This window comes from Proteus sp. fly-1008, from assembly GCF_040140305.1.
Taxonomy (GTDB): domain Bacteria; phylum Pseudomonadota; class Gammaproteobacteria; order Enterobacterales; family Enterobacteriaceae; genus Proteus; species Proteus vulgaris_B.
The window spans coordinates 122,300-140,485 of record NZ_JBEEWH010000009.1 but is presented as its reverse complement, the minus strand read 5'-3'; the positions used below and the strand labels follow the sequence as shown (position 1 = coordinate 140,485).

The window sequence follows — 18,186 nt, the reverse complement described above, 5'->3', positions numbered from 1 at the left end:
ATTTTTAGAAAACACCTAGAAAACTACAGTGTGGTTTCAACCATTTTCATTGCGCCCCAATCGTTTACATACCTGTAAACAATTTTGCTTCCTGAAGACGCATTGACTCCATTTGGAATTGAAAAGTCATGACTGCCAAGTGGTGGTACTACTTCACCATCAATCGGATTTTTTTCATTATTGGATAGCGTGATAGAAACTAAAGAGACATAATAAGGAGAATTGTTTATCGCCTTTAACTTATTATTAATAACTGAGAATGACAGATTTTCTGCACCTTTTATTGCGTCTGCTTTATCTCTTAATGCATAAGGTCTATAAAATAGTTTTATTCTAGAGCGATAAGCGATTTGTAATTTATTATCTATTTTATCACTTGCATTAGGCGGTATTTCTAATACGTTTAGCCAATAAATAGATTCTCTATCTTTAGGTAATTGCATGCTGCCAGTATAATTAATTCTCAATGTTTGAGATTTAGTCGGTTCAACACGAAATACAGGAGGACTTAAAACAAAAGGAACCTGAATATTTTCAGGTGCGGCATCTACATCACCTGTATCAATCCAGTTTTGAATAAGAACAGGTAATTTCCCTTCATTCGATACTTTAATAGTGACTTCTTTTTCATTTTCAACATAAATAACGCGAGTGCCACTAATAACAACACCGGCATTAACCCATGCGGGAATAATTAATAATAAACTAATAAAAAAGCTTTTAATTAATTTAGGGGTTATCATATTTATCTTTATTCCATTAATAAAAAGCAAATAGGGAGGAGAATTCCTCCCTATTTATTTCGATTATTTATACTGTAGAGTATAAACAACGCTACTTGTTACTTTACCAGCCTCTGTTTGACCCATTGCGTAGTATTCTACAGCGTATGGTAGAGTTGCTTTTTCAGCAGTAATTGCATAGTAAGTAGTATCATTTACTTGAGAAGTGTTACCTACTTTGATTGCATTGAAGTTAGCACCATCTAACAGTTGTAATTGAACTTGTTTAGCACCTGTTGCCGCGATATCCATATTATTCAGGCGACCAGAAGCTTGGTCTACAGTCATACCAGTTTCGAAGAATGCAGAAACAGTGCTATGACCCGCAGTGCCTACTTTACAATCAGACAGGTTCATATTAAATGCAGTACGACCAGTTACGTCACCTGCAGCTTGTAAAACATTAGTACTTACTGTTGGTAAAGTAATCGTTGCATCTGCACCTTGGCCTTCGATGTCAACTTTACATGTTGTATCAGTTAATTCACCATTAAAAGTGATAGTACCAGTATTATCAGCAGCGATAGCATTGCCAGCCATTAGACCAAATGCCATAGCTAAAGATGCACCAATGATAGATTTTTTCATTCTAAAGTCCTTTGTTTTATATTAGATAACTACATTTAATAAATAACTAAATATTAAAGTTAATATTTAGAAATTCATTTTATGACTCGCTATTAGAGTAAAATAAATATAAGCATTCCATGGCTGATAAAAGCTTTAATTAAAAAGATTTTTATTTTCCTAATATTATCTATTATTGACTAGTAATAGTTTTGTCATGTGTTAACACCCCTACCTTCATAAAGCTAATAGCTCATGAAAATAAAACATCTTTAAATATTTTATTTTCATGCTTAATTATTGGTAGGGATATTTACATAAGTTTTATTTTTTATTAGTTTAGTTGGTTAATAATGTTACCACTAAACTCATAATCTCTTTTTTTTAGTTGTGTGTTGGTTACCTTTTCATTGTAATTACTTATTACTTCACGATTCAAATCATCCCATGATTTATCAAAAATAATAAGCAACTTATTTATTAAACTAAGAGACATACTATTTTTTCCATTTTCATAGCGAGAAATTTGTTGTTGGCTAACAGAGATTATTTTTGCCAGTTCACGACCTGATAATTTTTTCTCTTTTCTAACCTTTTTAAAAAAAAGGCCTACTTTAGTGTCTAGATCGTTCATAAAGTTAATTCCAATAACAGAAGGTCTAATATATAGAAGTCATCACATATTAAAATTAGTCATTTCATTGCGAATAACTATATTACACATAAATTATTGCGTAAAAACGGTTTACCCTATGCGATATCATTATGTAATAGGTGATACCTATCATGAGAGTAATTATTGTAAGGTTATACTTAAGATTTAGTAAGTGATAGATATATCAATATGTTAATAAAATTAATTTAAGTGAAAACTAATTTTGATACTCACTTTATGAGTTAGCGTTAGGTGAAAAATCTTGTTTGATAAGTCATATATTAATTTATATTTCATTTTCAGTCTTTATAGGATGGATTGTACGAAAAGGTTAGGTAATGTAAGGAGATATTTTTTACTCGCAAAACGGGTATTCATGAGAAAGGTAGAATGTAAGAATTCTCTGAATAAAATCAAAAATTGGGGTATATGATGAAAATAGATTATGTGTATTTATAAATAATTTATGAAAACCTTCTGTTGGGTAAATAAGAAGGAAAATAAAAATTGATTTAAGTCAATAATTGCTGGGCTAAATATTCATATAAAGAAGAGTCGATTGTTTGATACTAAAAAAATACTTTTTTAAAAGTATTAATTGCAATGATGTTTGAGATGCTTTCTCTAAGGTTCGATTTATTCTTATATATGAAAACTAAAATAACTTGTACATTCTATTTTTCTTTTCTTTCTGAAAATAGCGATTATTTTTCATTAATAATATCCTAAGTATTTATACCTTGTCGCGATTTTTTAGAAGCTATTTATCTCTAATTTGTGGATTAGATTGTAAAAATACTTAAGATGTTTTAATCATTAGGTGATAATTATCATTTAATCGTGTGTGTGAAATATTTGCTGTATTTTATTTAAATGAAAATCTTGTCTAAAAAACAATCACCCAATAACACTGAAATATTATTTCATATTGGTATATCATCTAGATTAAGATGTAAAAAGAAGAAGAAAAAACTAATTGCTATCATTGATTGAGAACCTAATTAAGCATTTGTATTGATAATTCTGATTAATAAGTAAATAAAATCTATTTCGTGCCGATAAATGAGTACATTTGTATTATTTAATTACCGGGGTGGATTATTTCATGAGTATTGAAAGATCAGCTAAAGTAGGTTCTATCATACTATTAGCCATTTTCTTATTATCATCAGTATTGTCGTCATTTTTTATTTATCGTATGCAGGAAAATTTTGCTTCATTGGATTCATTAAATACTAGGTTAAATAGTGTTCAAGAAGCGAGATATGAACTAGCAACTATTCGTTCTCACGTTAACTATTTAATGTTATTGAAAACGATGACGGAAGAGAATAAGCAAGAAACTATAAAATCGATTGTGACTGAAGCGAAAGCGCTTGCAACAAAATCAAAAGCAACGATCACACATTGGGTTGAGGTTAAGAAAATTAGCCCTGATGCTCAACGAAATTCAGAACAGCTATCGGTCTTATTCTATTACTTGCTTGATGAATTAATGGCACCAATTGATACCTTAAATTATACAGAAACAAATCTTTCTGATGATTTCACTCGTCTTTCTGATCTTTTTGAGGAATATTTGATTATCACAAAAGGTGTCAATGACGATATCAAAGCAGAACAAGCTTGGATGGTACAGCTTTCTATTTATACAACGATCATTGCACTTATCGTTATCCTTGCTCTTCTTTATGTAGTTATTCGATGGATAAATAAAACGTTTATCTTTAATTTGAATACTCTATCAGCTATTTTGCAGAAAGTGGGAGAAGGGGATTTAAGTTTCAATCTACCTAAGAAACGAAATGATGAGTTTGGTACATTATTTTCTAATGTTGGAAATATGCAAACAGCACTTACATCGACGATTCAACTTGTTAAAGAAGAAGCGTTAGAGATCAAAAAGGGTTCGGCAGAGATTGCTTCTGGCAACCAAGATCTCTCTTCTCGTACTGAGGAGCAAGCAAGCGCTCTACAACAAACAGCTGCGAGTATGGAAGAGATAAAAATTGCTGTTGTTAATAATACGGATAATGCGATTTTAGCAAACTCTATAACAGCAGAAACTCGTGATTTAGCGATTGATGGTTCTAATATCATGAATGATGCAATTAGTTCGATGAAAAAGATCGAAGTAGGCACATTAAAAGTTGCTGAAATCAATGATGTAGTTAATAACATTGCAAGCCAAACGAATATTCTAGCATTAAACGCCGCGGTTGAAGCAGCACGTGCCGGTGAGCAAGGTCGCGGATTTACTGTTGTTGCAACTGAAGTGAGAAATTTAGCCGCAAGAAGTGCGGATGCTGCGCGTGAAATTAACCAAATCATCAGGGAGTCCGTTGCAGATGTGGCTCATGGCCGTGAATTAGTGAATAAAACGGGTGAGCATATGCAGGACATCGTTTCTTCTATTACTAAAGTCAGTGATATTATGCAGGGGATTAGTATTGCATCAGAAGAGCAAAAAGTGGGCATTGAACAGATAGCTGTAGCCATTAACCAAATGGATTCAGTTGTTCAGCAAAATGCGGCTTTAGTTGAACAGGGTGCGACTTCTACGATGATTTTAGATGAGAAAGCACAAAACTTAACAGATAAAGTGTCAGTCTTTAAAATTAAAGAACAATATTAATCTGTTAGATTAGTCAGTTGATATTATATTTAAAACGAGCTCACTTTAATGACAATATTAAGGTGAGCTTTTATTTTGATAAATGGAAATGAAATAGAATAATTTTATCTAGTTGTTAACTATATTAGTAATTATTTTAAAACTAACTACTGGTGTAATGTATAGATGATTTTAAATATATTTCTTTAGGAGCTCTGGTTTTGAGGATTAAGTAATGAGTTATTACAGTAGTCGGTGGTATAACTCACCACTTAAGTAAAGTGAGTGCATATAAAGCTATTATATTGACACGAGAATTACTGGCTTAAATAGAGTTTTATGTATAGTGAATTTGTTGGTTTGATATGAGATAAAAATATTTGATAGGGCAAAAAAGGGGCCATGATCTATAAAAACAAAAAAGCCACTTACTAAGAAGTGGCTTAATGTGCTGATTTAACAGCTAAAAATTGGTGGCCCCTACTGGACTTGAACCAGTGACCAAGCGATTATGAGTCGCCTGCTCTAACCAACTGAGCTAAGGGGCCTTAATGGAGTGAGATTATACGTGCCATTTGGCACTAGGTCTAGCCTTTGAATGACTGTATGCGCAATTTATACTCAATCTAAACAATAAAAAGATAAAATAGAGAATAACTGTGATATCAATAACCTAGTGTAAGAATTGAGAGATAAGCCTAGGTGGATGCGTAATATTATAAATAAATAGGCTATTTTTTATAAATGTACATTGTAGAAAATGGTTGTTGAGAAACGCTGAACAATAACCTTCAAACTAGAGATAGATCCGTGATTGGCCGATAAAAAAACGCCTGTGAATATCACAGGCGTTTGTTATAACATAAATTGAGAGAAAGCTAATTACTCGTCAAGGAAGCTACGTAATACTTCAGAGCGACTTGGGTGGCGTAATTTACGCAGTGCCTTCGCTTCAATCTGACGAATACGTTCACGGGTAACATCAAACTGTTTACCCACTTCTTCCAAGGTATGGTCTGTATTCATATCGATACCAAAACGCATACGCAGGACTTTCGCTTCACGTAATGTTAAACCAGCTAACACTTCGTGCGTTGCTGAACGTAAGCTTTCTGATGTTGCAGAATCCAAAGGTAGCTCGAGAGTTGTATCCTCGATAAAATCACCTAAATGTGAATCTTCATCGTCACCGATTGGGGTTTCCATAGAGATTGGTTCTTTAGCGATTTTCAGTACCTTACGGATTTTATCTTCAGGCATCAGCATGCGTTCAGCAAGCTCTTCTGGTGAAGGCTCACGTCCCATCTCTTGCAACATTTGGCGAGAGATGCGGTTTAGCTTATTAATCGTTTCAATCATGTGAACAGGGATACGAATTGTACGTGCCTGATCAGCGATTGAACGAGTAATTGCTTGGCGGATCCACCATGTTGCGTAAGTTGAGAATTTATAACCACGACGGTATTCAAATTTATCAACCGCTTTCATCAGACCGATATTCCCTTCTTGGATCAAATCAAGGAACTGCAAGCCACGGTTGGTATATTTTTTCGCGATAGAGATAACTAAACGTAAGTTCGCTTCGACCATCTCTTTTTTCGCACGACGTGCTTTTGCTTCACCGATAGACATACGACGGTTAATGTCTTTAACCTGTTCGATTGTCAGACCAGTTTCAACTTCAATTTGTTGCAGTTTTTGCAAGCTGCGTTGTACTTCTTCTTCAATACCTGCCAGTTTTTCAGACCAAGGCTTATTCATTGCACGAGCAGCAGTGAACCATGTGTCATTGGTTTCGTTACCTGTAAACAGCGTAATGAAGTTTTTCTTAGGCATCTTAACTTGATCAACACAAAGACGCATGATGTGACGTTCTTGAGCACGAACTCTGTCCATCATGTCACGCATGTTGTTAACCAGATAATCAAACTGTTTCGGAACTAAACGGAACTGTTTGAAAATTTCAGATAACAATAAGATCTCAAGTTCTGTATCTTTGTGATTACGACCTTTGGCCTTGATAGTCTGGCGAGTTTTCTCGTATTGTTCACGAAGCTCAGTAAATTTTTGGCGAGCTAATTCAGGATCGATGCTGTTATCATCATCGCTATCGCTGTCATTATCGCCATCTTCATCTTCGTCTTCATCTTCGTCTTCAGCGTCGTCAACTTCATCATCACTTTTGCCTAAATTGACCACTTCACTCTCTGCCACTTCTTCGGCATTTGGATCAATAAACGCAGTAATTAAGTCAGAAAGACGTGCTTCACCAGCTTCAACGCGATCGTATTGTTCAAGAAGATAAGTAATTGCTTCTGGATATTCAGCAACAGAGCATTGAACCTGGTTAATACCATCTTCAATACGTTTTGCGATATCAATTTCACCTTCCCGGGTAAGCAATTCAACCGTACCCATTTCACGCATATACATACGCACAGGATCGGTTGTACGGCCAATCTCAGATTCTACACTAGAAAGTACCTGAGCCGCGGCTTCTGCCGCATCATCATCAGTGTCATTTGAATTTTCTGCCAGCATCAGATCATCGGCGTCAGGTGCTTCTTCCATAACCTGAATGCCCATGTCGTTAATCATCTGGATGATGTCTTCGATTTGATCTGAATCGACGATATCTTCCGGCAGATGGTCATTGACCTCAGCATAGGTCAGGTAGCCTTGCTCCTTACCTTTAGTAACAAGTAGCTTCAGCTGTGACTGCGGGTTTTGCTCCATAAGACGGTATCCACACTTCAAAGTAATTTGGGTTGGTGTCGGTCGGCGATAACTGTTCAGCCAACAATAACTACGGAGGGGCATTTTCATTGTCGATTGCTACGGTCCCCTCAGCGTAGCAAATGTAGGTTTTTAGTACCTACCGATAGCGGCAATTAAGCCGTGTTTTTAATCTTAATTCTGTATTTACTTTTTAACGCGTGCCTGTATTATCAACTGGACTTCTTCGCGTTCATTTTGCGTTAGGCCTTCTGTTCTCTCTTTTGCAATAAGGGCGTTTAAACGTTCGTCCATTGCAGTTAAAAAAAGATGATCTAACGTATCTGTAAAGGTTTTCTCTGCAATCTCATCTATATCTATATCGTTCCACATTGCCAGTTTTTCAAGCTGTTTACCGAATTTATTCTCTCTGTAGAGTTCGATAATCTGTCCTGTATTAAGGCCAGGTTGTGCTTGGCAAACGGAAACTAATTCAATAAAAAGCGATAAACCTGCAATTTTTTCAGTATTTAATCCCTCGAGAGGGGGCACTAATTTAGAAAATTCTGGATTTTGTATCAATAGGGCAATTAATACACGCATTGGTGTGGTGCGTAATTTTATCGGTTGATACGAAGATCCGTGATTCACCGATGCTCTACCAAATAAGCGATCCATTTGCTCAATATCGGGATTTCCCGTTAAGCTACCAAGCTCTCTTAATAAATATAGACGCAAAGTCTCACTTGGGATCTTATCTATTAATGGTCGAGCTAAACTGTATAACTTACCATTGCCTTCTTGAGTACTCAGATCCACCTGAGGAACGAGCGAATCAAATAGAAATTCTGATAATGAATGTGATTGTTCCATACGTTTTTCAAAGGATTCTTTACCTTCACGACGCACCAATGAATCAGGGTCATCACCTTCAGGTAAAAACATAAAACGTAAAGAACGGCCATCATTTAAAAAAGGAAGTGCAGTTTCTAGTGCTCGCCAAGCGGCATCTCGTCCTGCTCTATCTCCATCATAGCAGCAAATAATGTTATCCGTTGTTCTAAAGAGCAACTGAATATGTTCTGCTGTTGTGGAGGTTCCTAATGAGGCAACGGCATAATCAATACCAAACTGCGCTAATGCCACAACATCCATATAACCTTCAACAACTAATAGCTTTGTAACGTTATTATTAGATTGTTGTGCTTCATAAAGACCGTAAAGTTGGCGTCCTTTATGGAAAATTTCTGTTTCTGGTGAGTTTAAGTATTTCGGTAAATCATCACCGAGAACTCGTCCACCGAAGGCAATAACACGACCACGCCTATCTCTAATCGGAAACATAACACGTTGGCGAAAACGGTCATAAGTTCGACCATTATCATTGGTTATTACCATGCCTGCTTCAAGAAGTAGGGCTTTATTATCGGCATTTTGACCAAACCGCTTTAGGACATTATCCCAACCAGTAGGAACAAACCCAATAGAAAAACGACTAATAATATCTTCACTAAGACCACGATGCGCAAGGTAATTTCTAGCTTCCTGAGCATCAGGCTTATTGAGAGCACTACTATAATATTGGTTCAATTTCTCCATCACTTGATAGAGATTTTGTCTTATATGTCGTTCAATTGGGCTACTACCCGTTCCTGATTCATAAGGAACTTCTAGCCCATGCATTGCTGCTAACTCTTCAATGGTTTCGACAAAATCGAGTCTGTCGTAATTCATTAAAAAATCAATAGCATTGCCATGCGCGCCGCAACCAAAACAGTGATAAAACTGTTTGTCGCTATTTACTGTGAAAGAGGGCGTTTTTTCATTATGAAACGGACAACACGCTGAATGATTTTTGCCTTGTTTTTTTAACGGCACGCGAGCGTCGATAAGATCGATGATATCGGTTCGAGCTAGCAAATCATTAATAAATGAACGTGGAATTCGTCCAGCCATAAGCCCTTTTACGCCTGTTGTTGAACGAGAATAAGCCGCGCTCTCATAAGAAAGCACGGCCTTTAACTGCGACTACAGTGTCTGCATATGTTGCGGGGTAAGCCGCAAAATATTAGTACAGACGAGTACGACGTGCGTTTTCGCGAGCTAATTTTTTAGCGTGACGTTTTACTGCTGATGCTTTAGCGCGTTTACGCTCAGTCGTTGGTTTTTCATAAAACTCACGACGACGTACTTCTGCTAATACGCCTGCTTTTTCACAAGAGCGTTTGAAACGACGAAGAGCAACGTCAAATGGCTCGTTTTCACGTACTTTGATTACCGGCATGTGCCTCTCACCTCAATAGAAATCGGTTTGCGCTGGCGTTATTTAAGCCAGCCGACATTTAAAATGGTGCGGAATTTTACTTCAAAGCAGGGCACTTTGTAAAGAGATGCACAAAATTGAAACGCAAACTCCCGCTTTTGTGTCTTTTTAATAAGCACAAAAAGCAAAAGTCGCTAACCACACATTTAAATCACTTAAAATAGGTGAATAATTATAGACCAGAAAAAGGAATTTGTCACATGCTGGTATGTAAAAGATGTTGCGAAGGCGTATAAAATCACCGAAATAATGATACAATCGGTTCATTACGCGAGTTAGCGAAGAAGAATTTGGAAGCGTTATGCGAGTTTTAGGTATTGAAACATCTTGCGATGAAACCGGTATCGCAATTTATGATGATAAAGCCGGGCTATTAGCAAATCAACTTTATAGTCAAATTAAGCTGCACGCTGATTATGGTGGAGTCGTGCCTGAGCTTGCTTCACGGGATCATATCCGTAAAACAGTGCCTCTTATCCAAGCCGCACTAAAAGAAGCAAATTTAACGGCAAAAGATATTGATGCTGTTGCTTATACCGCAGGTCCTGGCCTTGTTGGTGCGTTATTGGTGGGAGCGACTATCGGACGTTCACTCGCTTTTGCGTGGGATGTTCCCGCTATTCCAGTGCACCATATGGAAGGTCATTTATTAGCGCCGATGCTTGAAGAAAAAACACCTGAATTTCCGTTTGTTGCCTTGTTGGTTTCTGGTGGTCATACACAATTAATTAGTGTGACAGGAATTGGTGAATACACCTTATTAGGTGAATCTATTGATGATGCAGCGGGTGAAGCTTTTGATAAAACAGCTAAGTTACTGGGATTAGATTATCCAGGGGGGCCTGTATTATCAAAAATGGCGCAACAAGGTACAGAAGGGCGATTTATTTTCCCTCGCCCAATGACAGACCGGCCTGGGCTTGATTTTAGTTTCTCGGGCTTGAAAACCTTTGCTGCTAATACCATTCGTCAAAATGATGATTCAGACCAAACTCGTGCGGATATTGCTCGTGCGTTTGAGGATGCTGTTGTTGATACTTTGGCGATAAAATGTCGTAGAGCTTTAGAACAAACAGGCTTTAAACGTTTAGTGATGGCGGGTGGTGTAAGTGCTAATCGTACATTACGAGCTAAAATGGAAGCGGTTATGAAACAATTAGGTGGTGAGGTTTTCTATGCTCGCCCCGAATTGTGTACCGATAATGGTGCAATGATCGCATTAGCGGGCATGATCCGTTTTAAAGGTGGTACAGAAGGCCCATTAAGTGTAACCGTAAGACCTCGCTGGCCTTTAGCTGAGTTGCCTGCACTGGAAAATAAATAGTGTATCAGTATCAGTATCAGTATCAGTATCAGTAAAAGAAAAGCCACTGTTGTGAACTGACCCCAGTTTATTGAAGTGGCTTTTTTGTGTCATTTACTTTTAAGACTGAGTGAAATTAATCTTCTTTTTCTTGCTCTTTAGCTTCTTGAATGATCTCTTTTTCTGTTTTCTCAGTTTTTTTCTTCAGCTTATGCCAAATCCGACTTTCTTGACCACGCCATAAACGTTGAATATTGTCGTGATGACGGTAAAGTACCAGACATGATAGTAAAGCAACGGGATAAGTGAATTCTGGCTTAAACCACCAAACATAAAAAGGGGCGAGCAATGCGCTGATAATGGCGCCAAGCGATGAATAGCCACTGAGTAATACGGTGAGTAACCAAGTTCCAGCAATAAGACCACTTAAATCCCAACCAATAGCGGCGATAGCACCAAAGGCAGTTGCAACACCTTTACCACCCTTAAAGTGGAAGAAGACTGGGTAGATATGCCCAAGGCAAGCCGCTATGGCAACAATGCCGAGGTAAAAAGGAGGCACATTTAAGTAATAGGCGAGCCAAACAGGGATCATCCCTTTTAGTACGTCACAGATAAGAACTGCCGCGGCGGCTGCTTTCCCACCAATACGTAGGACGTTGGTCGCTCCGGGATTGCCAGAGCCAGATTTTCTTGGATCGGGTAATCTTGCCAATCGGCAAATCAATATCGCGCTGGAGATTGAGCCGCACAAGTAGGCGAAGATGATCATTCCAAGTGCGTTAGCACTCATTTGTATTCTCCAATGTTTATGTAAGTTCGTTAGACATGTATGGATAATACGCATATTTCATCGGAAGTGGTATCCGATGAGCAGAAAAAATAAGAGATGACGTGATGGATATCGTATTTATTGAGCAATTATCAGTAATAACCACAATCGGTGTTTATGATTGGGAAAAAAACATAAAACAAAAATTAGTGTTCGATATCGAAATGGAATGGGATAACAAACGCGCATCCCAAACCGATGATGTTGCTCATTGTTTAGATTATGCCAGTGTTAGTCAGGCGATAATTGAGTACGTTGAGACTCGACGTTTTGAGTTAGTTGAACGAGTAGCGGAAGAGGTGGCACAGCTACTGATTACTCAGTTTGCTGTACCTAGAGTCAAAATTAAATTAGCCAAGCCAGGTGCAGTAGCACAAGCAAAAAGTGTGGGTGTGATTATTGAGCGTAAAGCTTAATTATTCGTTCTCTAGAGTAAGTCGCGATTTCCATTTTATAATCGCGACTTCTCGTTGTTTTGTTAACGCCTCTCGTATTGCACTGCCTTTTAATCCACTTTCAATTATTGGCTTTATATCTACATTATTTGCTATCGCAAAAGCTTGGCAAAGAAAAGAACGTTGTGGATAAGCTAAGTTTTCTAACCCTAGACGTCCTCTAGCATCCGCTTCACTGACTATCGCTAATTGTTCGACACGTTCAGGTTTTCGCCATGCATCAATGGCATCAAATAAGCGGATAATTTTAGAAGGGCGCATTCTATCGATACGATGGATATGATCGTGATATCTTGCTGTTAAACGAGCCAAATCACGAATGTGATTTGGAATACGATATCGTTGACATAATGCCTCAACTAAAGGTATGCCAGCAGGGCCATGCCCGTGATGATGAGGCCATTTTTCAGGTGGAGTTGTTCCTTTTCCTAGATCATGGCATAAGGCACTAAAACGCACTGCAATATCATCTGTTAATTGACTGGCGATATTAAGCACCATCATGGTGTGAACGCCTGTATCAATTTCGGGATGCCATTTTTCAGGGGCAGGTATGCCAAATAAGGCATCAATTTCGGGGAAAAGAACCTTTAAAGCACCGCACTGGCGTAAAACTTCAAAGTAAACCTGAGGAGCGTGGCTCTCAAGTGCTTTTTCAGTCTCTTTCCAAACGCGTTCTGCCGTTAGTGCGTTTAGTTCTCCACTTTGCGCCATTACTTTCATTAACTGTAGCGTTTCTGGTGCTACACTAAAACCTAAAGGCGCAAATCGAGCGGCAAATCGTGCAACACGTAGAACTCTTAAGGGATCTTCTGAAAATGCGTCAGAGACATGGCGAAGTAATCTTGCATTGATGTCATCTATGCCGTGGTAAGGATCGATATATTCGCTATCGGCAGAATAAGCAATAGCGTTTATGGTGAGATCACGACGGGCTAAATCATCTTCTAAGGTAACATCTGGTGCGGCGTAGCAGGTAAATCCCGTGTAGCCAGAACCTGATTTTCTTTCCGTACGTGCAAGGGCATATTCTTCATGTGTTTCAGGATGAAGAAAAACGGGAAAATCTTTGCCAACTTGTTGATAGCCTTGTTGTAACAGTTCTTCGGGTGTTGCGCCAACAACAACCCAATCTCTATCTTTTACAGGTATCTGTAATAATTGGTCACGCACAGCGCCACCAACAAGGTATATTTCCACGGGATCATGATTCCTTTTGGCTGAATATTAGTTCATCCAACGATCGTTGCGTTTACGACGACGAGGAATGATATGCGGAAGGATCAGACCAAAAATAAGACCCGCACCAGCAACACCACCACCATACATAAACCACTGCAAGATGATGTCACGTTGTCGGTCATCTAACTGTTGATTAGCAAAATCGAGTTTTTTCTCAGCAACAGCAAGTTTTGTTCTCATCTGCTCATTTTCTTTTTTCAAACCATTGATTATGTCATCGCTGTTTGAGACTTTGTTTTGCATATCTATAGTACGTTGATTCCAGCTTTGGTCGATATTCGCTAGTTTATCACGTAGTGTTTGGATCTCTTTTTCCATAGCAGGGATACGAGTGCGCATGCTTGGTTGGGCGCTTAGTTGGTTTTCTGGCAACCAGACAGTACGATCTTTATCGTCTTTAATCTGTACATAACCCGTTGCTGCATTACGAGAAAGTACAGTCACTGTTGAACCTGAATTTAAAGAGCCAACAATTCGGTACTGATTTCCTGGTCCACTATGCACATAAGTGGATAATTCATCGGAAACATAGCGAGTTTCTGCGTGTGAGCTTAGAGAAACACTTAAGCCAAGTAAGGAAATAAAAAGTAAGGGTAATTTTCGCATTATGTTTTCAACTTTTTTATCTATACAAGAGAATATTTTTACTGATACTAAAGAGTAAAGTTTGCGTAAGCAAATAGTAAACCAGAATGAGAACAGTCTTAACTGGTAGAATATAGGGATAATCTGCCTTTTATTCATTATTGTTATTAGGCTATCACTTGCTAAATAAAAATGCGTCAAATATTTTACTAATCAATTGATTTACTTAAGGGAAATAGAATGAGCCAATTAGAAACCGAACTCAAAATGAGTGCCATACCTGCCGCTATTCCTCATATTATTCAGCGCATTCTGACTCTACCACATCAGCATTCCATCCCTAAAAAGCTGACTAATCTTTACTTTGAGACTGCTGATAATCAGATCCGTCGTTGGGATATGGGATTACGTATTCGTGGTGTTGATGATCATTATGAAATGACGATTAAAACGGCAGGAAAAGTTGTTGCTGGCTTACATCAACGCCCAGAATATAACGTTGAACTAACACAACCTAAATTAGATTTAGCTCGCTTTCCTGCGGAAATCTGGCCAGAAAAAACAGATCTAGCTTTATTAGAATCTCAGCTTAATGTGTTGTTTCATACGGATTTTTATCGTGAAATCTGGCTTGTTGAGTATCAAGATAGTCAAATAGAAGTGGTCTTAGATCAAGGCGTAATTCGTACTGAGCAATATGAATTACCGATCGAAGAGTTTGAGCTAGAACTTAAAAAAGGTAATGTGTCAGACGTTATTGCATTAGCAACGTATTTAGGTGAAAAAGGCGGATTACGTCTTGCCTCACGCAGTAAAGCTGCGCGTGGTTATTATCTGGCAAAAGATAAGCCTGCGTTATCGTTGAGTGTCGTGAATCTTTCTCCTAGTGATACAACGGCACAACAACTTACGAAATGGTTAAGTGCAATACAGGCATTAGAGGAAGCTATTTTTGCTAATCCCACATCGCCGACAATTACCATGCCTGCAATGTTGGCGTTATTTTCTGATTGGTGTAAAAAACAGTCTAATTTGCCAGAGCCGATGCAATATTCACTGAATGCAATTTCACCGTTAACATTTACAACCGCAACCGATTATTATCATGTTTTATGGTTAAACTTTAAGTTATCTTCTATGTCGTGGTTACTGTCTATTGCTTAATTTCCTGACAACGTGAGAGTCTATTTATGTCTGTTATCAATGTACTTCAATCATTGTGGGATAAAGCACAGTGTGGTTTTTCTTCTCAACTTAATGCGCTGGCACCTTTTAGAGAGCAAGAACAACAATTTCTTGCATTTAGTCCCTTTGCAACCGAGCATTTTCGGGTTAATCCTCAATGGTTGACTGATATCAGGCAAAATCCACCCACGGGTATCGAATGGCAGAGTTATGAAACTCAATTAACAGCAATGTTAGCCAATGTTGACAATGAAGATGATGTTATGCGGATCTTACGTCAATTTCGCCATCAACAATTAGTGCGCATTGCATGGTTACAATTTTTCCAATTAGGCGATATTCCTTGTGCACTAAAACATTTAAGTGTACTTGCTGAAACCCTAATTTGTATCGCAAGAGACACGCTTTATCAGCAATGTTGCCAACAATGGGGAACACCTTGTGATAGTGAAGGTAAACCCCAGCCATTGCTGATATTAGGTATGGGCAAATTAGGTGGATTTGAACTTAATTTTTCTTCTGATATCGACTTGATTTTTGCTTATCCTGAAAATGGATTTACCAAAGGTGGACGTCGAGAGCTTGATAATGCTCAGTTTTTTACACGATTAGGCCAAAAACTGATTAAAGTACTTGATCAACATACTATTGATGGCTTCGTTTATCGTGTTGATATGCGATTGCGTCCATTTGGAGAAAGTGGGCCTTTGGTGATGAGCTTTGCTGCACTTGAAGATTATTATCAAGAGCAAGGGCGTGATTGGGAACGTTATGCCATGATCAAGGCTCGTGTTTTAGGTGCTGAAAAGAAAGAATACTGCCAAGTATTACGCCAAATGTTGCGTCCTTTTGTGTATCGCCGTTATATCGATTTTAGTGTTATTCAATCACTTCGTAATATGAAGTCGATGATAAGCCGTGAGGTTCGCCGTCGTGGCATGATTGATAACATAAAACTCGGTGCTGGTGGCATTCGTGAAATCGAATTTATTACACAAGTTTTTCAGTTAATTCGCGGTGGCAGAGAGCCTGAACTACAGAGTAACTCACTATTAACAGTATTAAAGGCGATCACAACGCTTGAATTATTAACAGAAAAAGAAACAGCGCAATTATCTGAAAGCTATCTCTTTCTTCGTCGGTTAGAAAACTTATTACAATCCATTGGTGATCAGCAGACGCAAACTTTACCAGATAATGAAGAGGATAAAGCACGACTCACTTTTGCAATGGGATATGATAATTGGGAAACGCTTTATCAAGAAATTAGCCACAAAATGCAGGCTGTTTCTGTTATTTTCACGCAATTAATTGGTGAAGAAGATGAAAATGATGAAGAAGAGGATACCTCAGAGTTTAAACGCCTCTGGTTACTTGGGCGTTTGCCTGAGACTTCGTCATTACTTCATCAATCACTCACGGTTGAGTCATTGAATGCGATTAATCAGACATTACAAATATTTCGCCAAGATATCGGTAAGCGAACGATAGGGCCAAGAGGGCGAGATGTTCTTGATACATTAATGCCAAAATTACTGGCTAAGATTTGCCAGCAACCTCAAACGTTAGTTACGTTACAACGAGTCACACCATTACTATTAAGCATTGTGAGTCGTACAACCTATTTAGAGTTGATGCAAGAGTCTGATGAAGTCCTCACTCATGTTATACGATTATGTGTAGCATCTCCGATGATAGCAGAACAGTTGGCACTTCATCCTTTACTGTTAGATGAATTACTTGATCCTAATTCACTCTATCAGCCACTACCTTTAGATGCGTATCGTGATGAATTACGTCAATATTTATTACGTGTACCAGAAGAAGATGAAGAGCAACGACTAGAAGCTCTGCGCCAATTTAAACAAGCTCAACTGTTGCGTATTGCTGCGGAAGATATCACGGGGGTATTACCCGTGATGAAAGTTAGCGATCACTTAACGTATCTAGCGGAAGCCATCATTCATGCTGTTGTTCATCAAGCTTGGTCATATATGGTGAAGCGTTATGGTGAGCCTGAACATTTAGCCAATCGTGATGGCCTAGGTTTTTCGGTGATTGGATACGGTAAATTGGGGGGATGGGAATTAGGCTATAGCTCAGATTTAGACTTAGTGTTTTTATTAGACTGTCCAATGAATATCGTGACAACGGGAGCAAAACAGATTGATGCTCGTCAGTTTTATCTGCGCCTAGCTCAACGCATTATCCATTTATTTAGTACACGAACCTCTTCGGGCGTATTGTATGAAGTTGATGCACGTTTACGCCCTTCCGGTGAGTCAGGAATGTTAGTAAGTACGATCCAAGCTTTCGATGAATATCAGAAAAATGAAGCATGGACATGGGAACATCAAGCCTTAATTCGAGCTAGAATGATTTATGGTGATGAGCAACTACAACAGATGTTTTCTCGTATTCGTCACGAAACATTGTGCCTTTCTCGTGATGCCAACGTATTGCAACATGAAGTACGCGAAATGCGCCAAAAAATGGTGCAACATCTTGCACCAACACAAGCAGACAAGTTTGATTTAAAAACCTCATCGGGGGGGATTACCGATATTGAATTTATCGCTCAATATTTGGTATTGCGTTTTTCTCATCAATATCCTGCATTGACACGTTGGTCTGATAATGTGCGTATTTTTGAGTTAATGGCAAAATATCAAGTGATGGGTGAAGAAGAAGCTCAGGCTTTGACACATGCTTATGTCACATTACGTAATGAGTTACACCATCTTGCTCTACAAGCGTTACCTGCGATTGTGGATAACAATTGTTTTATTGTAGAGCGAGAACACGTATTAAAAAGCAAGCAAAAGTGGCTTGGCGAGCAAGAATAAGTGTTTGTTAGCAGGAACGCTTATGAGTGTCTCTTTTTGCTTAACAAGTTATGGTATTATTTCGGCTTATTTTGAAAATAAA

14 protein-coding genes and 1 tRNA gene are annotated in these 18,186 nt (G+C 38.2%); 5 read left to right on the top strand and 10 right to left on the bottom strand.

Translation table 11 applies throughout. The features are described 5' to 3' along the window. Positions 1–23: 23 nt before the first annotated feature. The 3 genes from ABN256_RS14825 to ABN256_RS14815 form a co-directional block, all read right to left on the bottom strand. Positions 24–743 carry a fimbrial biogenesis chaperone gene (locus ABN256_RS14825; protein ID WP_196554751.1) on the bottom strand — a complete coding sequence of 240 codons (720 nt, stop codon included), beginning with the start codon at positions 741–743 and terminating at the stop codon, positions 24–26. A gap of 63 nt (positions 744–806) precedes the next feature. After that, positions 807–1,370, bottom strand: coding sequence for a fimbrial protein (locus tag ABN256_RS14820; RefSeq protein ID WP_196554750.1), 564 nt, complete (start codon positions 1,368–1,370; stop codon positions 807–809). 313 nt (positions 1,371–1,683) lie between these two features. Then, positions 1,684–1,983 (bottom strand): helix-turn-helix domain-containing protein, encoded by a 300-nt coding sequence (locus ABN256_RS14815; RefSeq protein WP_196554749.1) that lies wholly within the window; start codon positions 1,981–1,983, stop codon positions 1,684–1,686. A 1,126-nt stretch (positions 1,984–3,109) separates the two neighbouring features. Between ABN256_RS14815 and ABN256_RS14810 the strand changes: the two genes are divergently transcribed. Next, positions 3,110–4,639 carry a methyl-accepting chemotaxis protein gene (locus tag ABN256_RS14810; RefSeq protein WP_196554748.1) on the top strand — a complete coding sequence of 510 codons (1,530 nt, stop codon included), beginning with the start codon at positions 3,110–3,112 and terminating at the stop codon, positions 4,637–4,639. A gap of 450 nt (positions 4,640–5,089) precedes the next feature. Here the strand turns inward: ABN256_RS14810 and ABN256_RS14805 are convergent. From ABN256_RS14805 to rpsU, 4 genes are all read right to left on the bottom strand, one after another. Continuing rightward, positions 5,090–5,166 (bottom strand) — tRNA-Ile (locus ABN256_RS14805). Positions 5,167–5,500: 334 nt separating this feature from the next. Beyond that, positions 5,501–7,354, bottom strand: coding sequence for an RNA polymerase sigma factor RpoD (rpoD, locus tag ABN256_RS14800; protein ID WP_072070077.1), 1,854 nt, complete (start codon positions 7,352–7,354; stop codon positions 5,501–5,503). A 186-nt stretch (positions 7,355–7,540) separates the two neighbouring features. Then, positions 7,541–9,289: a DNA primase gene (gene dnaG / locus ABN256_RS14795; protein ID WP_197269999.1), complete on the bottom strand. Its 1,749-nt coding sequence runs from the start codon at positions 9,287–9,289 to the stop codon at positions 7,541–7,543. A 112-nt stretch (positions 9,290–9,401) separates the two neighbouring features. Continuing rightward, entirely contained in the window at positions 9,402–9,617 is a 216-nt protein-coding gene (gene rpsU, locus ABN256_RS14790) for a 30S ribosomal protein S21 (RefSeq protein WP_001144069.1), read from the bottom strand. A gap of 340 nt (positions 9,618–9,957) precedes the next feature. Here rpsU and tsaD point away from each other — a divergent pair, with 340 nt between their 5' ends. After that, positions 9,958–10,980, top strand: a complete 1,023-nt coding sequence (gene tsaD / locus ABN256_RS14785; protein ID WP_196554747.1) for a tRNA (adenosine(37)-N6)-threonylcarbamoyltransferase complex transferase subunit TsaD — start codon at positions 9,958–9,960, stop codon at positions 10,978–10,980. A gap of 115 nt (positions 10,981–11,095) precedes the next feature. Here the strand turns inward: tsaD and plsY are convergent, their stop codons facing one another. Next, on the bottom strand, positions 11,096–11,752 hold the full coding sequence (gene plsY / locus ABN256_RS14780) for a glycerol-3-phosphate 1-O-acyltransferase PlsY (protein WP_072070074.1): 657 nt from the start codon (positions 11,750–11,752) through the stop codon (positions 11,096–11,098). A 104-nt stretch (positions 11,753–11,856) separates the two neighbouring features. On the opposite strand from plsY, the gene folB reads away from it, so the two are divergent. Beyond that, positions 11,857–12,207: a bifunctional dihydroneopterin aldolase/7,8-dihydroneopterin epimerase gene (gene folB / locus ABN256_RS14775; RefSeq protein ID WP_196554746.1), complete on the top strand. Its 351-nt coding sequence runs from the start codon at positions 11,857–11,859 to the stop codon at positions 12,205–12,207. On the opposite strand, the gene ABN256_RS14770 is transcribed toward folB, so the two are convergent. Together ABN256_RS14770 and ABN256_RS14765 are read right to left on the bottom strand one after the other, a co-directional pair. After that, the gene (locus ABN256_RS14770; protein ID WP_196554745.1) at positions 12,208–13,446 is read right to left on the bottom strand and encodes a multifunctional CCA addition/repair protein; all 1,239 of its coding nucleotides are present in this window, start codon (positions 13,444–13,446) and stop codon (positions 12,208–12,210) included. A 27-nt stretch (positions 13,447–13,473) separates the two neighbouring features. Further along, the gene (locus ABN256_RS14765; RefSeq protein WP_196554744.1) at positions 13,474–14,094 is read right to left on the bottom strand and encodes a TIGR04211 family SH3 domain-containing protein; all 621 of its coding nucleotides are present in this window, start codon (positions 14,092–14,094) and stop codon (positions 13,474–13,476) included. 219 nt (positions 14,095–14,313) lie between these two features. On the opposite strand from ABN256_RS14765, the gene ABN256_RS14760 reads away from it, so the two are divergent. Together ABN256_RS14760 and glnE are read left to right on the top strand one after the other, a co-directional pair. Further along, complete coding sequence (locus tag ABN256_RS14760) at positions 14,314–15,237, top strand: CYTH domain-containing protein (RefSeq protein ID WP_197269890.1); 924 nt, start codon at positions 14,314–14,316, stop codon at positions 15,235–15,237. Positions 15,238–15,263: 26 nt separating this feature from the next. Then, the gene (gene glnE / locus ABN256_RS14755; RefSeq protein ID WP_349439645.1) at positions 15,264–18,104 is read left to right on the top strand and encodes a bifunctional [glutamate--ammonia ligase]-adenylyl-L-tyrosine phosphorylase/[glutamate--ammonia-ligase] adenylyltransferase; all 2,841 of its coding nucleotides are present in this window, start codon (positions 15,264–15,266) and stop codon (positions 18,102–18,104) included. Positions 18,105–18,186: the final 82 nt, after the last annotated feature.